Raw genomic sequence first — 17,254 nt, 5'->3', positions numbered from 1 at the left:
ACACTGGGGGGCTGATGGGGAGTCAGCTTTCACCCTGATCGTGTCGTACAAACAATGGAATTACGCAACCTATTCACAGACGACAGAGCAGTATCGCCAGTTATCGGGGTCATCCTTATGGTGGCCATAACTGTGATTCTCGCCGCCGTGATCGGTACTTTCGTACTGAATCTCGGTGGTAATCTTTCGACGGGCGTCCAGGCTGGAGCCACCGTTCAGTCAGACAACGGCGACCCGGGGGAGGTCACGGTTACCTGGAACAGTAACAGCAACGCGGACCACCTCGAGGTCAATGTGAGCGGAGAGGCTGTCTCTGAGAATACGGAGGCTCAAAATTCAACTGTGCTCGATCAAGTGGGAAATAGTGCGAAGTTCGAGGAAAACTCTGGTGCTGATGGCAGTGATAACGAGATACAGGTTATCGTAACGGCTGTCGGAGCTGACGGCGAGGAACGGACTGTCATCCACGACAGTACGTACACAATCTAAAACGCCGCTCGAAAGCCATTCTTCGACTATCTTTTGTGGACGCTATGAGAAATACGTAATCTCGGACGTGTGAACAGGATGGGAGTCTTATTTGACGAATCAAAGCTCGCCCGCACCTATTCACACCCCTCTGTCGCGGACGCCTACGACATCGTCGAGCAGTACCGGCAAGCGATGCAGTTCGGTCCTGACACCAGCAGCACGAACGTCGCTCGGCGTCTCGAAATCCCTCGCAGTCGGGTTCGACCGTGGCTCGATGGATCCAAACCGGACTGCGTCCACGCGATCGACATCGCAACAGATCTCGGTTGGCTATCCGATGAATGGACTGCCGAGATACGGGCGCTCAGTCAGCTCTGTATTGCTATCTTCGCGTGCGGGAGCATCGATACAGCCGGACGACGGCCATCGTGGACGCCCGCAACGACGGTTGGGCGCTCACAGATCGAGCGCGCACTCGAAACGGCGGGCGTCGGGTATCGGCTTGAGGCCGACGGTCGAACCCCCGAGTTGTGGCCTCGAGCGCATTCTAGTGTTCTCGGACGGACACTCCTCGCCGCGGGTGCGCCGATTGGCGGGAAGACAGCCAAGACCGTTACTGGGCTTCCCAACTGGGTCAAAACCGCACCCCCCTCGGTACGGGCCGATAGTGCAGAGTTACTCGTCCGGGAGCGCGGAATCGGATACGAGGGGAAAGCCACACGTCGCATTCAGAGTTCACGACCACCCTCGTATTTCCGTGATGTCGCGGCTCTCATCGAGGATGTGACCGGCCATTCTGTCACGTACTCCGATTCGGGTGTGACTATCTCAGCCGACGCCGTCCGGGCATTTGGCATCACGTAAGCGAGCGTCAGGGCAGGGCCGTTGACACAGACGGACATTGTACCGAAATTCCGTCCGTTTCATCTATTATCGATGACCTGCCGCGTCGAGGAGACGGCGTCGATTCCCATCGAAGAGGTTGCAGAACGCATTGGATACGTTCTCGATGGGCGACAGCCGACAGTCGAACGCCTCAAGTCGTGTTCGAGTGAGGCCAAATCCGTCGAGTCTCTGGGTGGTTCGTACTCGTTTTCATACCCTGTGGTCCAGCGGTGAAATGTGACATCCTCGCCGCTCTGAAGAGCGACGCTTCCCGAGGTTCTTATGTTACTCCCGTCAATTCGGCTGGGTGGGAATCTACGGTTCGTGGACTGTCAGCTGCTGGCGTTGCCACGAAGCTGATACTCGTACCCGCACGGGGCTTCGAGTTACCTAGTTGTTTACCGACAGTCGGCGTGGGCGGCTTACATTTTGGTGAGGTAAACACCGAGTCAACTGCCAGTTTTCCACGCACATCCACCCAAACGAACCGATGGGACCTGAACCTTCGGCGCACAGTGAAAGTAGCTGATGACGGGCGCTGTATCCCCGCCGTGAATGGCGAGGTGTTAGCGCCCTGCACCACCGTACATAAACGCTCGGCACCAACGTTCAAGGGCCGTTACTGCGAGACATCAGATATGAAGTCCGTCCTGATTGGCGTCGGCCAGGCCGGCGGGAAACTCGCCCGCGAACTGGTCGAATACGACGAGCGGATGGGATTCGGTGCCGTCCGCGGCGCGGTAGGGATCAACACCGCGAAGGCCGACCTCCGAGACCTCCCCTTCGAGACCGTTCTCGTCGGCCAGGATCGTGTGAAAGGCCAGGGTGTCGGCGGCGACAACGAACTGGGCGCGGAGGTGATGCAGTCCGATATCCAAGAGGTACTCGCCTCACTGGATGGCCGCGTGACGGCCGGGACCGAGTCCATCCTCGTTGTCGCCGGCCTCGGCGGCGGAACCGGCAGCGGCGGCGCACCCGTCGTCACGAAGGAACTCAAGCGGATCTACGACGTCCCCGTCTACGGCCTCGGAATCCTCCCCGGCCGCGACGAGGGTGCGCTGTACCAGGTCAACGCCGGCCGGTCGCTGAAAACGTTCGTCCGTGAGGCCGATTCGCTGCTTCTCGTCGACAACGACGCCTTCCGCTCGGCCGGTGAGAGTGTCACCGAAGGGTTCGACTCGATCAACCAAGAGATTGCAAAGCGGGTCGGCCTGCTGCTCGCCTCGGGCGAGTCCGTCGAGGGCGTCGCCGAGAGCGTCGTCGATTCCTCAGAGATCATCAACACGCTCAGAAACGGCGGCATCGCCGCGCTCGGCTACGCCTCCGCGGAGGCCGCCCCCGACGCAGAGGGCAACATCAACACCGTGATGAGCACCACGCGCCGCGCGCTGTTGACGGGATCGAGTCTCCCGGATGCGACTGACGCCGATGCCGCCCTCGTCGTCGTCGCCGGCGAGCAGGACGCCATCCCGCGGAAGGGTGTCGAGCGCGCCCGACGCTGGGTCGAAGAGGAGACGGGCAGTCTGCAGGTTCGTGGCGGCGACTTCCCGCTTTCGAGCGGCCGTCTCGCGACGTTGATCCTCCTCGGCGGTGTCGAGCGCTCTGACCGGCTGGAGGCGTTTATGCAGCGTGCGAAGGACGCCGAGAAAGAGGAAGAAACGACGCCCGAGCGGGCGTCGGATCCCGGAGCGCAGTGGGCGAACGACGAACTCGACGACCTGTTGTAGGCGACCTGTCCAGTGTTCGAGACCTGAGTGTCGGATGAACGGTAGCCGCAGGATAGGTTACTTACAGAGGCTCGCGCCGTCGAACTCCGCGCGGGCGTAGTCGACCTCCATCAGGTCCAGAATCGTCGGCGCGATGTCGTAGAGGTCGGCGTCCGCGATCTCGACGTCGGCGTCGTCGACGAACAGCGACGCGTTGTCGAAGCTGTGCATCCCGTTTCGGGGGCCCTTTCCGAACACGTCCTCGTGACCCTTGAAGCCGGACTTGAGGTCGAAGCCGTGGTTGGGGACAACGACGAGGTCCGGCGCGATGTCGTCGTGGTCGCCGCGGAAGGCGTCTTCCTTCTCGACGACGCGGTCGGCGACTTTCTTCCCGTCGGGGCCTTCGAGCGCCTCCAGTTCGGCTTTGAGTTCCTCGCGCGTCTCCTCGTACTCGCTTTTGGGAACGGCCCCGCGCGGTTCGCGGCCTTCGAGGTTGATGTAGAACCGACCCGGAATGAGCGAGTACGCGCGCGTGTCGTCGGAGATGTCGCCGAGTTCCTCGTGGTCGTCGTCCTCGTAGGAGAGCCAGCCCTGCTCTTCGAGCCAGGCGTTGCAGTGAACCTCGTGATCGAGCGTCGTGAAGCCGTGGTCGGAGGCGACGACGAGCGTGACGTCGTCGGGCAGGGACTCGCGGATCTTCCCGACGTACTCGTCGACCTTCTCGTAGAACTCGATGAAGGCCGCCCGGTTCTCGCCGTCGCGCTCGTAGTCCTCGAAGAGGAAGTGGTTCACCCGATCAGTCGTCATAAAGACGCCGAAAAAGAGGTCCCAGTCGTCGCGTTCGAGAATCGAAGAGAACGCCTCGTAGCGTCTATCGAGCGTCTCGTGGGCGTTCTCGACGAAGTCGGATTTGTCGTCGTCGTGGCCGAGTTTGGCGTTGACGTCGATGCGGTAGTCCATCGAATCGAGTTCGTCGCGGAACTCGTCGGGGTGGGCGGCCTTCTTGACCCCAGGCGAGAGAAAGCCCGAGACCATCCGCTGGACGTTCCGCTGCGGCGGGAACGTCACCGGGACGTTCATCACGCTGGCCTGTCGGCCCTCGTCGGTCACGCGGTCCCACAGGCGCGTCGCCTGCACGTCCCTGCCCATCGGAACGTAGGTGTCATAGGAGCCGGTCTCCCGATCTTGGAAGCCGTAGACGCCCGTTTCGCCCGGATTCACGCCGGTCGTCAGCGATGGCCAGCACGCGGAGGACTCCGGCGGCACGATGCTCTCGATGGCGCCGGCGGTGCCCTCCTCTCTGAGTGCGGCGAAGTTCGGAAACGTGTCGGGGTTATCGGCGAGGAGACTGAAGGGCACGCCGTCGATACCGATGAAAGCGACGCGCGGATCACCGTCTCCGCGCAGCCGGTCGAACAATCCCATACAGGTCGTATTCCGCCGTGAGTCATAAGAAGTTTCGTCTCGGCGCGGATACTGTCCGGATGAGAGTGGGTCGAGTTCGATAGCCTGGTGAGCAAAAGCGCAGGCATTGGGAATGCGAAGTCTGCTATTGTTTTCTCGACCAATGACTCTATTGTATTGGCCTGTATACCAATAGGTGAGGATAGCCTCGCCGACCGACGACGACCTCGATGGCGTGAATGAGGGAAGGAACTACCCTGATGGGACTGTCGTCCGCGTGTTCTGTATGCGAATAGACCGCGACGCGTACCCGTCTGGGTGGGCCTACAAACTCCACTACGGCACGACGGAACCGGACCCGCCTCGCACGCTTGCCGATGGGACGATTCGTCGATTCGATAATTCGCACGAGGATACTAAGGGGCACGAACTGCACGTCGCACCGGATTCCGACCCAGACATCATCACGTTTCCCGGGATCGTCGAACTCTGGGAGCGATTCTGGAGCGAGATCCCGAAATCCGAATTCGAGGTCCAGTGAGGCCAACACACCACGGTGATACCGATGAACGATACTACGCCGCCGCTGCACCCGATGGAGCGCGAACAGCTTCGAGCCGAGTCTACCCTCGTCGTGACTGTGAAATCGTCCAGTGAGTTCCACGACGACGTCGCCGACGGCATCGCGGCACTCGAACGCGACGGAACGGTGGATTCTATGCCGACACTCTCCTTTACCAGCTACGACGATCTTATGGGAACACTGACGCCGCGCGTCCTCGATCTCATCGAAGCCATCTGCCGGGAAGAGCCATCCAGCATCAACGAGACCGCACGGGTTGTCGACCGGGACGTCAAGAACGTCCACGAGGAGCTCAGCCGGCTCGCTCAGTTGGGAATCATCTTCTTCGAGGAAGACGGTCAGAGTAAGCGTCCCGTCGTCTGGTTCGACGAACTCGTCATCAACCTCCCGTTCGATTCGGAGACTGGCGACACGGCAGCCGATGAACTCTACTAATGGTAGTTCGTGTAGTGTCTCCCGCAAAGCGGGAGGCTCGCGAAAGCATCAGATTTCGCGGCGTCCTCGCCGGAGGCGAGGGCTCGTGAGAGCGCTAGCTCTCACGGCGAACCGCCAGTAGCGCCGCAGCGACGAGCGCGATCAGCGCGGCCGCGACGCCGAATCCGGGTGTGGTCGTCGACGTGGGGATCGGCGTCCCGACCGTGGTGGTCGGCGGCGGCGTCTCAGTCGTGGTTTCGGTTGGTTCTGCTGTCGTGGTTTCGGTCGGTTCCTCCGTCGTGGTCGTCTCCGTCGGCGTCGGCGTAAGCTGGTCGACGACGATCATCTCGTTCGATCCGACCGTGCTGCCACCGACGCGGAGCGCCACCGTGCCGGTGTCCTCAAGGTTCTCCTCGTCGAAATCGAACGTTACCTCGAACTCGCCGTCGCCGCCGATCTCCACGTCGGCCGTCCCGGCGAACGAGGGCGAGACGCCGCTGTCCGAGCGGATGCGGACGCTCGCGTCCGACCCGGGCGCGACGTTCGTCTCGCCGTAGATCGTCCCCTCGCCCGCGTCGGTGACACCACCGATGGCGACCTCGACGACGCCGTCGTCGTTCTGGTTGGCGAAGGCGACCTCGCGCTCGACGAGCGTGAACTCGGCGCTCGAAGACTGGCTCTCCTCCGTCTGGAAGTACGGGAACGCGGGGACGTCCGGATCGCCGCCGGCACCGCCCAGCGGCCCCTTGCCGTCGGTGAACTCGTAGCGCTCGTCCTCGTCGGTTTCATACTCGAAGTCCGCGGTGAAGTCGGTCTCCTCGTCGACGTCGTTGGTGAACGCGTCGGACGAATCCGTATCGACGACGATGAACAGTTCGCCCTCCGCGTTGTCGGCGAGCACGAAGATTTCGTTCTCACTGACACTGTCGCTATCGAGGTTCAGCGACGTGGCCTCCTGGTTGGCGACGGCGTCCTCGGCCTCGATTTCGATGTTCACACCCTCGCCATCCCGCTCGTCAAGCGTGGCGAGCGTGCCCGCGCTGAAGCCCTCCTGTAGCGCGTCGAAGCCGCTGCCCTCCTCTGACTCCTCGATCATCACCATATGACCGTAGATCCCGCTGGCTTCCGCACGGATGATCAGCCGGTCTTCGAGAGCGATCTCCTCGCGCTCGGTGAGGACGTCGCGCAGTTCGTCGATTTCTTCGTTCTCGTCGGCGTTATCGGCCGGCGCGACGAACGTCTGGACGTCGCCCAGGGTCGGCTCAGTCAGATCCACCACAGTCAGGTCGAGTTCGTCGCTGAGCTCGGATTGGCCGTCGTCGTTGACGACGAACCTGTTGTTGCCGCCAACGGAGACGTCGTAGTCGGTGGGCTGCAGCGGCCGGACGAGCTGCTCGTTGGGGTCTTCGCTGTCGGCGTTGATCAGCCCCAGTTCGTCGAGGTATGCGGCGAAGGAACCATCGTCTGCACTGCCCGCACTGAGTTCGTCGCCGTCCTCGTCCACGTAGACGGGATCCCTGTCGGCAGAGGAGATGCCGCCGTGGAGCTCGCTCTCGACGATGTCATCCTCGCTGTGGTAGACCGACTCAGACTGCGCGTTCGCGCCGAGTGCGCGGGTATTGACCTGGAAGGTCACCTCGTCGTCATCGTCGTCGTCCTCGATGTAGAGGACATCGATGAAGCCGGCGTCCTCGTCGCCGAACTGGACGAACGCATCGTCGGTGTCTTCGAGTTCGACCGTCATCTCGACGACGTCACCGGCGGTGTGGACGTAGGAACTCTCGTCGAACGAGCCGTCGACGTCGAGTTCGGTGACCTCGATGGTGGCGCTGTCGGAGGCGGAGGTGTCGTCCACCTCGAACTCGAATTCGTACTCGCCGGTATCGATGCCGGTGAAGCCGACGTCGTACTCGCCGTCGCTCAGCGTGGCGAGTGTGATGCGGTCCTCGTCGTCGTCGACCGTCTCGATTTCGAGTTCACCGTTCTGGTCCTCGCCGTCGCCGAAGATCGTCGCAAGTTCCTCGGCGTCAAGGCCGTCAGCGCTGACGTTGACCGCATAGGAGCCGCGGTTCGAGTCGAACTCGACAGTGGTCGTACCCTGCTCTCTGACCTCATCATCACCGAAGCTAACGTCAAGGTTTTGCTCAGCCACCTCGAACGCTGCTCTGTCGCCGTCGTTTTCCGCGTCAGTGGTCGTCCCTGTCACTTGGCCGTTATTGCCGGCGAACTGCACGAGCTCGTTGTTGTTGCTCGCCAAGACGATTACGTACTCGCCGTCAAGGCCGTCGGTGTCAAAGATGGCAGTACCAGAGCCGTCGAGGGAGAACTCCTCTTCGAGCCCGCCGATCTGGTTGTCACCAGAGTCCCAATTGCGAAGTTGCAGTGCCGTATTCGGGTCCAGTTCGCTGCCACTGGTGATCAAGAGTTCCTGTCCGGCCCAGAAAGTCGAGCCTGAGGACATTTCCTCGTCGTAGTTGGAGGGATCCACTGTGCTCTGTACTGTCAACTCGACGCTAGTGTCGAAGTCGCTGTCGCCCTCATTCAGTGAATCGGCCTCGACAGCGTAGACATCGTATGAACCGACATCAAGGTCACCCGTTTGGAGGGTGTCGATGGCGACGTCCTCTGCATTTTCATTGTAGGCGGACTCGTTGGTCGCGTACAGTTCTCCTGAGTCGTATTCGCTGTTGTCGTTTTCGTCAACGAAGACGTATAGCGTGGAGTTTCCGGGGGTAGTGTCGTCGATCTCTACATTGTTGAGATTCATTCCACGATCGATGGTGTGATCGTTCTCGTTGCCGCTTCCGAGGTCTAAGTTCGCCGCGCCGGATTCTACTTCGATCGCCAACTGGGTACTAGTATCGAAACCGCCGTCGCCGTCGTTCAACGACTCATTTTCGACAGCGTAGACGTCGTACGTGTCGATATCGAGTCCGTTAGTTTCGAGCGTCCCGATGTCGATGTTGGTGTCGTTTCCGCTGTAGCCGGACGTGTTGGTTGCGTTCGGCTCACCGATGTCGTAGTTCCCGTTTCCGTTCTCGTCGATGAAGACGTGCATCGCGGAACTACCGGCGTTGTCGTCATCGACCTGAACATTTTCAAGCGATGTTCCGGGAGTAACTGTGTGTGTGTCTCCGTCGCCGCTACCGAGATCCAGGTTCGCTGCACCGGAGACCGGTTCGAGCGTCAGATTGACGCTGGTGTTGAAATTGCTGTCGCCGTCATTGAGCGAGTCGGTCTCGACCGCGTAGACAGTGTACGTTCCAGGAGCGATTCCATCCGTTTCGAGCGGATCAATTTCGATGTCGGTATCCGTCCCGGTTCCGTTGTAGGCGGACGTGTTAGTTGCGAGCGCCTCCCCACTATCGTATTCGCCATCGTCGTCCTCGTCGATGAAGACGTACATCGTGGAGTTGTCGGCGTCGTCGTCATTTACTTGTATGCCGTCGAGCGTCGTGCCCTGATCGACGGTTCGGGGAGTTCCGTCGCCGCTTCCAAGATCAAGGCTTGTGGCGGCTGCACTCGTCGAGCCCGTGAACGCGACAGTCCCAGCGAAGACGCTGAAGACCATCAGGGCCGTGAGGAATACGGCTCGCTTCCTGTGTGAAGGGTTTCCAGTCATATTTGGGTGGTGTAACGGTCGCTGTTCTTGTCTGGGGACCAGGTCAGTTTGGTTTTCCGGGGGAGTCGGGTGCAAATCCCCGGAAGTTACTTTGTATTCTCGCTGTGCTTACGAATACCTTGTGTCTGTCTTAGGGGTACTGTTTAGTTTGGAGCATTGAACCAGGCGGCAAATGCTTGGAGCCAATTTTCGGCGGTTTGCGGCTCATCGTGGCTGAAACAGTTTGAGAACGAGGAAGTTCTGCGCTTGAGTTCTCGAAAGATTCGTTCGATGGCGTTCCGATTTCCATTTCGTGTAGTTTGAAATCGGAGGCCAGCTCTGGCCAGCACAGTTTGGAGGTGTTGAGCACCATCGACTAGAAACACAGCAGATTCGATATCGTGTTTTTGGCGAAGTTCTCGCAGAAAAATCTCAGTTGATGCGGTCGTTGTTGTGGAAAATAGCCGCAGATGCAGCAGATGGTTTGTCTCGGGATCGGCGGCGGCGTACAGCCAGAATTGCTGGTCATTGATTCGAATCACGGTTTCGTCGAGCGCAACGTGATTCGGGCTTCGCCCATCTGTGGGCTGTAGAGCGGCCTTCTGCACCCAGTCGTGGATTGCCTTACGAGAGCGCTCGACACCCAACTCGTCGAGAATCGAGACGGTATTCGACAGCGACAGCCCCACTAACTGCAGTTGAATACCGAGCTTCATCGCACGCTCGGGTGTCCGCTGCCGCTCCACAAACTCCAAATCAATCCAGTCTGTACATCCGGTGAGGCGGGCGATTTCTGGCATAGACCAGCAAGAAATTCTCCCGCCTCACTCTTCATCCGTAACTAAACACGGCCCTCGAAACAGTGTACCCAACGGATAGCGTCGCAAAACGGTTAGGAAATTATTAATCGGAACCCACTTGCGACTACGGTAGCGATATCCGCTATGGACCGGTCACTGGTACTCGCTCTGATTCTCGGTGCGCTACAGGGGATCTTCGAGTGGCTGCCAATCTCAAGTGAAGGAAACCTCACGATTGCACTCTCCTGGCTCGGTGAAAGTCCATCGCAGGCGGTGGCGTTTGCACTGTTTCTTCATCTGGGGACGGCGTTATCTGCAACAGTCTATTATCGAAGTGAAATCCGGACGGAACTCCGAACCCTCCAAACGTGGCGGCCGCGCCGCGCAACGACAGGCGCGTACGCGCGAACAACGTTTCTTGGTGTGGCAACACTCGTCTCCGGGGGTGTCGGTCTCGCCTCGTATACTGTCCTTGAGGCGGTCGTTTCGGCGTTGACTGGTGGTATGGTGGTCATTAGTATCGGCGTCCTACTGGTGGTTACGGGACTGTTCCAACGACTTTCGACGGAAACTGACCGGACGCTACAGCAGCCTCCCGGTCTCATTGACGCACTGCTCGTCGGCGTTGCGCAAGGACTTGCGATTTTGCCGGGGATCTCTCGATCAGGAACTACGACGGGTGTGTTGTTGTTGCGTGGGCACGATGGCCCGACATCGTTCCGTCTGTCATTTTTATTGTCGATTCCTGCGGCACTCGGTGGGGGACTACTGGCGGCGCTCGATACTGGGTTGACAGACTTGACACTGGCCGGTGGCGCTATCGCACTGGGTAGTGCTGCCGTCGTCGGCTATCTCACGATCGATGCGCTGATGCGAGTTGTCGAACGGGTCCCATTCTGGGGCGTCTGTCTTGGCCTCGGTACGCTTGCGGTCGTCGGTGGCGTACTGGTTCTTTAAGCTCATTATTGCCCGTGTCGGGGTGCGTGTACTTCAGGATCGAGTGGCTTCCGTGCTGGCGGTCCTTGCGGTAGTTGAAGAAGGTCAGGACGCTGACGATCGCCCGACCGGAGAAGTCTCGCGGTGGGCCGTTCATCCCTCGAACCAAGGAGCATTCGGCTCCGGCGCGTCCGTGTCGGCCTCGCGGGCATCCTCCGTCAGTTCGACCGCCTCATCGAGGTTCGCGAGCGCCTCCTCGCGTGTCTCGCCCTGGCTGGCAACGTTCAACTCTTCGTCGATCGCTGACCAGCCTCCTTTGTCTTCCTCGATCAGGCGAATCTCCCGGCCCGTGCTCATACCTCACGATAGCAGGCAGTTCGGGATAAGCGTTCTGTCGCTATGGTTCCGGCAGGTCGTCCGCGTCGACGTCGCCCGCGAGGAACTCCCTCCGTCAGTCGTTGAGTTCGAGGTCCGAGGCCTCCAGGTTTCCAGCGAGATACTCGACCCCCTTTCGGCGTATCTGATAGAGGCGTTGGCCTTCATCGACCAGACCCAACAAGCCAGCGTCAGCGAGATTGGATATTCGGCGGGAGAAGGTGCGTAGAAGCACCTTCTACTCTTCTCAGAGGCGCCGCAGACTTCGACGATGTTGTAGTGCGCTACTCCCGGGGTCAGTGCCACATTGTCACTCACGGAGTCCAGATCCCTGAAGAACTCCAAGATAGCGTCGTCGACACGCTCGAAGACGGTGAGGAAGTCGTCGAGATCCAGCGAAAGATCATAGCACTCTTGTCATAGAAGTCAAGGTAGATGCCCACGACTCCAGTCGTTGAGTACTGATCCTCGAGTAAGATAGTGACCTATTGCTGCTTCGGTTCGTCCGTATTCGCAGCCTGATTCTTGGTATCTTCGTCTTTACCTCCGCATTGAGGTGAGTCAGACCGTTCTGCAGGCGGCTCTGGTGGTTCAAGTAGGCTCACAAGTAGCTGTCCAAGCCGTGTGTCAGCGACACGCGAACCGACCCCTCCGACTCGATCAAGCACCTGTTTGAGAGTCGAGGCTTGCCAGTATGGCTGTACCCCCTCAAGGAGTCGATCCAGCACTCTGATGAACGGGCCGACAGTCCACGTCTCTCGCAGATCGATGACGATGTCCTCTGGATCCGGCTCTTTGGTGAGCCACCGGTACGCGAACGAATTCGTGACGACTCTTCTGAGCGTGTCTTCGGCTGTTCGGAGTGTGTTTCCAAGACGGCCCGCTGAAGCCCCCCTAACGAGACTGACGAGTACCGACCCGTGGAGTATGCGCTGACGCCACGAGTTGAGTGGCGTCGGTTCGGTGTCCGGTTCGGAAGGCTGAGTCATCACGAACGCCCGACGACAGTCGCCTCGATTGTGGTACTTCCTAGATCCAAGACGACAGTACTGCCCTGCTGGAGTGTGTGCCCTTTGAACGTTGTTCCAGTGGCCGTGTCTCGGACCCGAAGCTCCGCTGTTAGCAGCAGCTCCTGATTGACTGGGTGCTCTCGTTCGTAGATCTGCCCATCCTGGCTTGTGAGTACCACAGTCGACGCGCTTCGCTCGACTGCAGTAATTCGGGCTACTGTCTCATCAGTTGGTGTCTCAGTCATTCCCGGGCGGATACTGCTGGCGAGGTCCGGCGGCACATCCCGCAGCTGGAGGGTCACCGTTGTTGTGGGCGTGCCCGGCGGTTCTGTCCTCCCAACAGCCGAGACCTGTCCCTGGAACTGCGATGTTGTCGTCCGAATCGGGAGTATCGCTCCCGTGTGGAGCGCTTGTCCACCGAACTGTGGTCGCTCACCCGCCAGTTCGAGTGTCGAGAGCGAAAGGCCGACCAGCACGCGTGTCTGATCCGGGTTGTCTGTCCCATAGGCGGTCACTGACTCGACGGTGCCGACAGTCCGGCCGGCGACTCGCAGTTCATCGCCGACCGCAAGTGCTTCGACGTCGGCTGTCGGAATCGATCTTTCAACGACAACTTCCGTTTGTGATGTCTGTAGTGTCGTTGTGCCGCCGACAGCTCGGATCGTCCCCGACACCTGATATTGCTCAGTGACAATATCCAAATTCCGCCCTAATCGTGGGGGTGCGTCCTGATACGACAGGGTCTCCGCTGTCTCCGGTCCCGAAAGTTGTACACGAACGAAGACACGGGGGTCACCATCCCGCGGCGTGACGTAAAGATCCGTGATCGTGAGGTTTGTTTCTTGGGACGCAGCGTAGGTATCGCCCTCATTCATCTGGGCAAGGATGTACTCCGGTTGTGTCCCAAGATCAAGCGTGACGTTTCGAGTGGTGCGATCCGGCTCGGCTGGGTCTGGCTCTGGCTGCATCACAAACGCAGCAGGCACTGTTCAGATAACATCGAAGAGTGAGGCAGTCGTAGTTCGTTGGTGCCTATGCCAGAAACTAGCCGCCTCATCGAATGTAGCGACTTTCCGGAGTTAGAGTTTGTGGAGCGAGAAGCGACACCCAAGCCGGCGATGAGGCTCGGTAAATAACTGCATTTAGTGGGATTGTCGCTGGCGGATACCGCCTCAATCCTCGCTGGCCTGGGTGTCGAACGGTGTCGCTCCACCGTTCCCAACTGGTTCAGAAAGCCGATCTACAGCCAACTGAGGGTTACAATCCGAATTACGTGACGATTAATGAGACCGCAATCGAGTGAATAACCAGCGCTACTGGCTGTTTGCGGCGGTCGACCCCGATAGGAACCACCTGCTGCAGGTACGACTCTTCCCGACCAGAACTCAAGCGCTGACTGAGAGTTACTCACGGAACTCCGCGAGAAACATCTCCTCGACGACGCAATCTTCCTGTTCGATGACGCCCCCTGGCTGCAGGCGGCCTGCCATCGCCACTCGCTCCGATTCCAACAGATCATCCACGGGAATCGGAATGCCGTCGAACGCGTGTTTAAAGAGCTGAAACGCCAAACTGAGGCGTTTGCAAATCACTTCAGACACGCTGATCCGAACACTGCAGAAGCGTGGCTCCAAGCATTCGCCGTCTGCCTCAATCAGCTAATCTGAACAATGCCCCCCGAAGACGCCGAACTCCAGCGGAGCGTTCAGTTACCTTCAGACAGATCAGGTGGCGACTGAGCGAGTGCATACCCACCAGCGCGGAGCGTCTGGACCGCACTACTGAATCCCGGCCCAGGAACGAGGACATCCGATTCATCGGGCGCCCACTTGACGATGCCAGCCTCGATGAGTGCGGATAGATGTGATCGTTTGAGGTTCGTCCGGGTGTTTGTCACCTGCCGCGTCGGGACTGTACTACGTTCGCCGTCCGCTTCCAGCAGACTCACCACTTCGGCGAGTTGTTGGAGGTGCACCCGACTCCAGGGAGCCATCGCGAGTGTGAGGATGACCGCACGCTTGCGATGCTGGCTGAGTAGATGGAAGATGTCGTTTTCGCGGTACAGCGGGAGATCCTCTGGGCTACCGGGTCCGTCGTATGGCTCTTCACTCATCGGAACTGGCCTCTCGTCTCGTCACTCGGAGTTCGATATTCTCGAGCACTTCGCGGCCGACGGGCCGCCACTGACAGCCCGTCCATTTGTCCTCGAAGCGCCACCAGCCAGGCCCCGTATATCGTGGCTCGAACCGATACCGACGACGTGGGCCTCGCTGGAGCGTGAAACGAAGCTCCAGACTGAATGGTTGTGCTGCTCCGGTGCTTTCGTGGGTATCACAGTGACTGTTGTGATGATCAAAAAGGCGATACAACTGTTCGAGATCCACGACGAACGTGGATGTGTCTCGTGGGGAATTCATAGCTGGCAGGCTGAGCATTCACCCAGCCCTCACCTCCATCGGGGGATACAAACCAGTCCGCACCGAGCTCTGTCCACACATCTGCGAAGAACCGCTGGACAGCGCTAGCTTGCAGAAAGTGCAAATAATTCTACAGCGTCCCTCATTCGATTGATGACCGATCGAAGCTTCCGATAGAAAGTCATCGACGAATACGGCAACACGTGTCTGCTCTGCGGTCGCTCGCCATCGGATGGCTATGACCGCCGCCAGGGACTCTCGACGCATCACGTGAACGGGGATGATTCGGATAATCGCATCGAAAACGTGATTCCTGTCTGTCAGAGTTGTCATATCCACATTCACCGATCGGATACGCCACCATATCGAAAATGGCATCGACAACTTCCACTGGACTCACGCAACTACTGGAATCAATTCACAGAGCGGCCGTATACGGGCCCCCGACTCACACGGGAGGAAGCCGAAGACCGCTTTGGCGACGAGGGGGCCACACCACGAGGAGAGCGATACTTCGATCCTGATGAGGATCGTTAGCTGAAATTAGGCGCTAAGTCCCCTTCCTCAAGGAGCAACGCAGGGAGCGAAGCGACCGAGTAGCGCAGTAGGGAGGGGATACAGCGCCGCACGGTTCTCAAACACGTTCACCGCTCGACTCACAGGCCCACCGCTACCTTTATGTCTATCCATAGTCTATACATCGGTGATGGATAGGTTTGAAATCGAAGGCGAAGAAGTCCTCGACGGAACCGCAAAACCGTCGGGGAACAGTGCCCACGTCATCGTTCCCAAACGCTGGCGCGGAGCCGACGTAAAAGTCGTGCGAGTCTCCGAACCCGACTCAAACGAATAGGTCTATGCAATACAACTACAAGTATCGACTCAACACGCCAGAAGACATCACTGAGACGCTTCTGCACCACGTCGATACTTGTAGGCAACTGTACAACCACGTCCTCTACCTGCTCAACGAGGCAGACGACATCCCCGCCCGCTACGAGGTGCAGGGACGGCTTCCCGACCTCAAAACGTGGTGGGATGACCTCAGAGGTGTTCACTCGAAAGTCCTCCAGATGGTCGTCAAGCGCGTCTACGACAACCTCTCCACGCTCAAAGCACAGAAAGAGACCGGACGCGCCGTAGGAATGCTCAAGTGGAAGCCTCCTCGGGAGTATCGGTCACTCACCTACAACCAGTCCGGCTTCAAACTCAAGAATACGAGTGGTCGGCCCGTGTTGTGGTTGAGCAAAATCGGTGAGATACCGATTCACCTCCACCGAGAGATTCCCGAGAACGCGACCATCAAACAGGTCACGGTCAAGCAGGAACCGACAGGGGAGTGGTATGCCACGTTCGGCATCGACGTGGACGAAGACACGCCCGAAAAACCAGAGAACCCCGAGAGGGTCGTCGGTATCGACGTGGGGATTCTCAAGTACGCCCACGACACCGATGGGTACACCATTGAGAGTCCCGACTTCAGCGAGGAACGTGAGCGACTCGAACGCGCACAACGCGACCTCTCGCGGAAGGAACACGGCTCTGCGAATTGGGAAAAACAACGCCAAGTCGTGGCCGAGCGTCACGCTGACCTGAAGCGGAAGCGGCGAGACTTCCTCCACAAGCTCTCGAACCACTACGCCCGCGAGTACGATTTGGTGGCCGTTGAAGACTTGGATGCGAAGGGCTTGGTCGAACTGCCGGGCAACTCTCGTAACCGGGCGGGAGCGGCGTGGGGGACATTCCTTCGGATGCTCAAATACAAGTGCGAGCGCGAAGGAACGCTCTTGGTCGCGGTTGACCCGAGTGGGACGACCAAGGAGTGTGCGGCGTGCGGTGTCTCAACGGAGAAGCCGCTGTGGGTGCGTGAACACTCCTGTCCCTCGTGTGGGTTCGAGGCGGACAGGGACGCGAACGCGGCGTGGAACATCCTTTCTCGCGGTCTTGAAGACGTAGGAGTGGGATACTCCGAATCAACGTCCCCAGAAATCGAAGATTTCTGGTGTGCGAACGAATCGCGCAGCGATTCGTTAACGCCTGTGGAGACTGCGCTCCCTGCGGATACGCCTGTATCTGCAAAGCGCGTCGTGGAAACAGGAAGCCCCACCCTCAAGCGCGAGGGCGTCAGCCCGAGCGGTAGGGTGGGGTAGTTCACCGCTCACCCGGTGATCTCGCTTGACTCACACCGAGGGCCGGACACCGGATTTCGGATGGCAATCGCCACACATATTGTTGTAGTCCACGGTGGGAATTCGGATCCAAACTGACGTCAACGGGGCGCAAGATTCGAGATCTTCCGTAGGGACCGGTTGGGAACAGACCACTGGATCGTGGGGTCCAATCTCGAAATGTGATGAAGTAGTCTCTGGGGACACAGTTGCTATCCAGTACTCCCAACAGTGAGCCAATGGCAAACTCAGAGTCGTTAGGCCCGTTCGTTAGACCCTTCAGTAACGGGTGTAATCTACTGGCAACGAATACTGGAAATTCCCCCGTGACGGGGGGCGATTACGCCCTTGATTCTCCGACTGATAATAAGAACAACAGACAAAAAAGCCAGAGCCAGCGACTTGTGAGATCACGGCCAGAGTCCACCCGAAAGAGGGATCACAAAATGAAAGTGGTGGCAGGCCACCGGCCAAGCAAGAGGCG

The 17,254-nt window shown here is 59.1% G+C and carries 14 protein-coding genes and 1 pseudogene; 9 read left to right on the top strand and 6 right to left on the bottom strand.

Annotated elements, in window-relative coordinates:
- Positions 1-54: 54 nt before the first annotated feature.
- A complete protein-coding gene (locus NO876_RS10600; RefSeq protein ID WP_256421641.1) occupies positions 55-489 on the top strand; it encodes a type IV pilin domain-containing protein in 435 nt (144 codons plus the stop codon).
- 1,505 nt (positions 490-1,994) lie between these two features.
- The gene (locus NO876_RS10595; RefSeq protein WP_256421640.1) at positions 1,995-3,083 is read left to right on the top strand and encodes a tubulin/FtsZ family protein; all 1,089 of its coding nucleotides are present in this window, start codon (positions 1,995-1,997) and stop codon (positions 3,081-3,083) included.
- Between the two features lie 57 nt (positions 3,084-3,140).
- On the opposite strand, the gene NO876_RS10590 is transcribed toward NO876_RS10595, so the two are convergent.
- Positions 3,141-4,487, bottom strand: coding sequence for an alkaline phosphatase family protein (locus tag NO876_RS10590; protein WP_256421639.1), 1,347 nt, complete (start codon positions 4,485-4,487; stop codon positions 3,141-3,143).
- A 181-nt stretch (positions 4,488-4,668) separates the two neighbouring features.
- Here NO876_RS10590 and NO876_RS10585 point away from each other — a divergent pair, with 181 nt between their 5' ends.
- Positions 4,669-5,007, top strand: coding sequence for a toxin-antitoxin system TumE family protein (locus tag NO876_RS10585; protein ID WP_256421736.1), 339 nt, complete (start codon positions 4,669-4,671; stop codon positions 5,005-5,007).
- Positions 5,008-5,031: 24 nt separating this feature from the next.
- Positions 5,032-5,484, top strand: a complete 453-nt coding sequence (locus NO876_RS10580) for an HVO_A0114 family putative DNA-binding protein (protein ID WP_256421638.1) — start codon at positions 5,032-5,034, stop codon at positions 5,482-5,484.
- Positions 5,485-5,578: 94 nt separating this feature from the next.
- On the opposite strand, the gene NO876_RS10575 is transcribed toward NO876_RS10580, so the two are convergent.
- Positions 5,579-9,085 carry a BGTF surface domain-containing protein gene (locus NO876_RS10575; protein ID WP_256421637.1) on the bottom strand — a complete coding sequence of 1,169 codons (3,507 nt, stop codon included), beginning with the start codon at positions 9,083-9,085 and terminating at the stop codon, positions 5,579-5,581.
- Positions 9,086-9,228: 143 nt separating this feature from the next.
- Positions 9,229-9,864 carry an IS6 family transposase gene (locus NO876_RS10570; protein WP_256421636.1) on the bottom strand — a complete coding sequence of 212 codons (636 nt, stop codon included), beginning with the start codon at positions 9,862-9,864 and terminating at the stop codon, positions 9,229-9,231.
- A gap of 144 nt (positions 9,865-10,008) precedes the next feature.
- Here NO876_RS10570 and NO876_RS10565 point away from each other — a divergent pair, with 144 nt between their 5' ends.
- The gene (locus NO876_RS10565) at positions 10,009-10,821 is read left to right on the top strand and encodes an undecaprenyl-diphosphate phosphatase (RefSeq protein ID WP_256421635.1); all 813 of its coding nucleotides are present in this window, start codon (positions 10,009-10,011) and stop codon (positions 10,819-10,821) included.
- Between the two features lie 132 nt (positions 10,822-10,953).
- On the opposite strand, the gene NO876_RS10560 is transcribed toward NO876_RS10565, so the two are convergent.
- Positions 10,954-11,157: a type II toxin-antitoxin system HicB family antitoxin gene (locus NO876_RS10560; protein ID WP_256421634.1), complete on the bottom strand. Its 204-nt coding sequence runs from the start codon at positions 11,155-11,157 to the stop codon at positions 10,954-10,956.
- Here NO876_RS10560 and NO876_RS10555 point away from each other — a divergent pair.
- A complete protein-coding gene (locus tag NO876_RS10555) occupies positions 11,150-11,404 on the top strand; it encodes a hypothetical protein (RefSeq protein ID WP_256421633.1) in 255 nt (84 codons plus the stop codon). The genes NO876_RS10560 and NO876_RS10555 overlap by 8 nt on opposite strands.
- A gap of 759 nt (positions 11,405-12,163) precedes the next feature.
- Here NO876_RS10555 and NO876_RS10550 read toward each other — a convergent pair.
- Positions 12,164-13,153 (bottom strand): DUF4330 family protein, encoded by a 990-nt coding sequence (locus tag NO876_RS10550; protein ID WP_256421632.1) that lies wholly within the window; start codon positions 13,151-13,153, stop codon positions 12,164-12,166.
- Positions 13,154-13,219: 66 nt separating this feature from the next.
- Here NO876_RS10550 and NO876_RS10545 point away from each other — a divergent pair.
- A pseudogene (locus NO876_RS10545) lies at positions 13,220-13,852 on the top strand (IS6 family transposase).
- 38 nt (positions 13,853-13,890) lie between these two features.
- Here the strand turns inward: NO876_RS10545 and NO876_RS10540 are convergent.
- Complete coding sequence (locus NO876_RS10540) at positions 13,891-14,298, bottom strand: DUF7344 domain-containing protein (protein ID WP_256421631.1); 408 nt, start codon at positions 14,296-14,298, stop codon at positions 13,891-13,893.
- A 1,010-nt stretch (positions 14,299-15,308) separates the two neighbouring features.
- Here NO876_RS10540 and NO876_RS10535 point away from each other — a divergent pair.
- Positions 15,309-15,455 (top strand): DUF2080 family transposase-associated protein, encoded by a 147-nt coding sequence (locus tag NO876_RS10535; RefSeq protein ID WP_256421868.1) that lies wholly within the window; start codon positions 15,309-15,311, stop codon positions 15,453-15,455.
- A 4-nt stretch (positions 15,456-15,459) separates the two neighbouring features.
- Positions 15,460-16,752, top strand: coding sequence for an RNA-guided endonuclease InsQ/TnpB family protein (locus tag NO876_RS10530; RefSeq protein ID WP_256421630.1), 1,293 nt, complete (start codon positions 15,460-15,462; stop codon positions 16,750-16,752).
- Positions 16,753-17,254 lie beyond the last annotated feature (502 nt).

This window comes from Halobellus rarus (assembly GCF_024494595.1).
GTDB lineage: Archaea > Halobacteriota > Halobacteria > Halobacteriales > Haloferacaceae > Haloquadratum > Haloquadratum rarum.
Note: the sequence above shows the minus strand (reverse complement) of the source record. Positions and strands in the feature narration are given on the sequence as shown.